The organism is Methanosphaera sp., from assembly GCF_016282985.1.
In the GTDB taxonomy this organism is placed as follows: Archaea; Methanobacteriota; Methanobacteria; order Methanobacteriales; family Methanobacteriaceae; genus Methanosphaera.
The window spans coordinates 1-3008 of sequence record NZ_JAEELZ010000077.1 but is presented as its reverse complement, the minus strand read 5'-3'; the positions used below and the strand labels follow the sequence as shown (position 1 = coordinate 3008).

The following is a 3008-nucleotide window of genomic DNA, read 5'->3' as shown; positions in this document are numbered from 1 at the left end:
ATAGGGAAGAAGCCATAGAGAAATACGATGAATATTTTGATATAATGTATGGACATAATAAAGAATTTACAGAAACAGTTGATGAAATATATGAACATTATAAAAACGGTGAAACTGTGTATCTTGGTTGTTTTTGTAAACCTCTTACCTGTCACGGTGACATTATAAAAAGAAAGTTGGAACAGAGACTTATAAAAGAAAAGATAAAATCCATAAAACATGACAGAAGCAGATAAAAATAGGTTGAGAATTACAGCAGCAATAAGTGCAATGCAAGGAATCTTGGAAAGTGGCAGTCTTGGAACTGCGTTGGAAGTTGCACCTAAAATTGTTGCTAAACTATCAATAAGAATGGCTGATGCCTTGATAAACGAATTAGATAATAAAGATAAAAACGAATAAATATGCCATTAAGAGACGAAAGTAAATATTTTATTAATGTAGATAATGAACCACCTGAAGTAACAGAAATAAGGGAGAAAATTTTAAATACGTTTAACGAACTTGTTTTTGTTGATGAAGGTCATAAATATTATTTACATGATGAGGAATTAATGTCAGTGTCTGTATTTGCTGGTCAATTTGAGGAAGAATTTGACTCAATACAGAAAGCAACTGCTTATGCTGAAAAACATGGTAATACACCTGAATATTGGTTGGACCAATGGAAATTTACTAATTTAAAAGCAACAATAACAGGAACACAGGTTCATGCCTATGGGGAAGGCTTGTCTTGGTTAAAATTAGGCTGTCCTGATAATATTCCTGATGATAAAAAATATCAATACATAGCAGACAAAAATTGGTTAATTCCAACAAGACCAAAAGAAGAATCTGCATTAAAGTTTTGGAATGAATTTCGTGAAAACCTATGGGTTGTCTTACCTGAAACAAAAGTATATACAAGTGCAGGTGATACTAAATATAAAACTAATTTTGCAGGTACTTTTGATTTGCTTTGTTATTATAAAGACCCAATAGACGATACAAAAAGTGGTTTAATTGTATTTGACTATAAAACGAATGGCGAAATTTATAAAAATTTCTCAAGACAACATAATAAAATGTTATACTATCCGTTTGATGATTTATATCAAGAGCCTTTTGGTGTTTATACAATACAATTAAATTGTTATACAACTTGTCTTGAAGACATTGGCTTACATGTCATAGAAAAAAATCTTATTTGGTTAAAAGATGATGGAACTTATGACATAATTCCTATTAAGGATGTAACAGATACAATTAGAAAAATAATAAAATAAACTAATAATGCTATGGATGATAAAAATTTAATTAACAAAATGAACAACAATCTTAGGAGAATTAAGATTAACAAGATTAATAATAAGGCATCATTAACAGATGAGAACAAAAACAAATGGCTTCATAAAGACACATTAACATATGAACCACCTTGTGTAAATGAAAATTATGAATGCGAATTTGAAGATGACGAACCACTTGAGATTTTTGATGGTGAACCATTAATTATTAATGATAATCCTTTATATTATGACAATTGTGAAAAAAACTATCCTTTATATTATGACAATTGTGTAGATAAGAAACAACCTATTAATTATGTTGAAGATACCTACTCAAACTGTAAAGATAACTGTGTAGATGACACCTACTCAATTGGTTTTACTTATGATAAGAAGAAAAAATGTGACACACGGTTAAAGTTTATTACTGAATCTGATAATGTTATAAAATTAAGAAGTAGAGGAAGGCATTATAATGATTTCGATGTATTTATTTATGAAGATGACATTGAAAGTTTTTCATTATATGGAAATACATTAAATCTGTATATCAAACCAAAACACGGTGAGACTTATTATGAAAAGTTTAACAAATCAAATAGGAAATTTTATAAGATTTACACATATATTTACCAAAATGGTGTTCCTAATTTCCTTGGTGATGAGATAACAGTATGTTCTTATTGTTTAAGAGTAGGAACAGATGGTGAAACAGAAATAACAGTTGAGTTAAATATTAATAAACATGAAGAACGATAGTCAATACATTGTTGTAAAAGAAATTCCACTTAAAGAAGGTGGTAGTATCAGAGTAAATACCGATATATATAGAATGCACGGTAATTATTATATGGATGGTGGTTTGTTACCACCAGCATATCAACAAGATTTTGACCAACTAATAGAAAATGAAGAAAAAAATGGTTGGAAATATCTTAGACCAAATAATAAAATTGTTGGTAAAAACGTTATTTAATAAAAATCCCTCCTAATTTTAGGAGGGATTTTTTTAATATTATTTTTTAACTAGACTGTTGTGGTTGACCAACATCCAATCGTCCTGTAGGTACAGCAGTTGTTGCTATTGTAGCATCATGTCTAAAAACAATAGTGTTTGCACCGGATTCATAACTATAACTCATATGCGAATCACCTGACATACCAAGATATTGAATTTGGTTAGTTGAAGATGTTTTTGCAGTAAAAATAAATTGACCAGAATAGTGTGCACCTTCAATTGTTGCATCATAAGCAACATTTGAAGTCCATGTTACGTTAGGTGTTGCACCCAATATATCAAAGGAATTTATTGAAATGTACCAATAATTACCCGCATTTCCAAAAGTTCCATTTAACGTAGGTAATATAACAGATGAATTACCTGAGAAGGACAAATCAACTACTCCACTTACATTTGGACAATCAGATGATGTAAACACAGCATATGCAATTGGTAAACCTCTACCGTCTGCGTAATAAGTTGGACAGTTAATGGTGTATGTTAATGGAACTCTTGGTACAGATGGTGCAACAATGTTAAACTGAGAACTTTGACTTCCTGTTATAGTTGCATTTGGCATAGTGTAAGCAGTACTTCTTGCACCTGAGTCATAAACATATTCAGTTGTTGAAGTGACAGATACTGTTTTACTTCTTCCGACATTAGTGGCAGTAAACTCAAGAGCTGATGGACTAACATTAACAGTACAAGAATCAGCAACTCTGTTGTTAGCATCTTGT

6 protein-coding genes are annotated in these 3008 nt (G+C 30.5%); 5 read left to right on the top strand and 1 reads right to left on the bottom strand.

What is annotated here, in order from left to right; all coding sequences use genetic code 11:
• From QZZ11_RS04450 to QZZ11_RS04430, 5 genes are all read left to right on the top strand, one after another.
• Positions 1–236, top strand: a 236-nt coding sequence (locus QZZ11_RS04450; RefSeq protein ID WP_292473956.1) for a DUF4326 domain-containing protein, incomplete at its 5' end; no start/stop codon positions are given.
• Positions 220–402, top strand: coding sequence for a hypothetical protein (locus QZZ11_RS04445; protein ID WP_292473954.1), 183 nt, complete (start codon positions 220–222; stop codon positions 400–402). The genes QZZ11_RS04450 and QZZ11_RS04445, both read left to right, overlap by 17 nt.
• 2 nt (positions 403–404) lie before the next feature.
• Positions 405–1265 (top strand): hypothetical protein, encoded by an 861-nt coding sequence (locus QZZ11_RS04440; RefSeq protein WP_292473953.1) that lies wholly within the window; start codon positions 405–407, stop codon positions 1263–1265.
• A gap of 12 nt (positions 1266–1277) precedes the next feature.
• Complete coding sequence (locus QZZ11_RS04435) at positions 1278–2027, top strand: hypothetical protein (protein ID WP_292473951.1); 750 nt, start codon at positions 1278–1280, stop codon at positions 2025–2027.
• On the top strand, positions 2014–2244 hold the full coding sequence (locus tag QZZ11_RS04430; RefSeq protein ID WP_292473950.1) for a hypothetical protein: 231 nt from the start codon (positions 2014–2016) through the stop codon (positions 2242–2244). The genes QZZ11_RS04435 and QZZ11_RS04430 overlap by 14 nt, the downstream gene beginning before the upstream one ends.
• Before the next feature lie 46 nt (positions 2245–2290).
• Here the strand turns inward: QZZ11_RS04430 and QZZ11_RS04425 are convergent.
• On the bottom strand, positions 2291–3008 hold a 718-nt coding region (locus tag QZZ11_RS04425), incomplete at its 5' end, for a hypothetical protein (protein WP_292473948.1).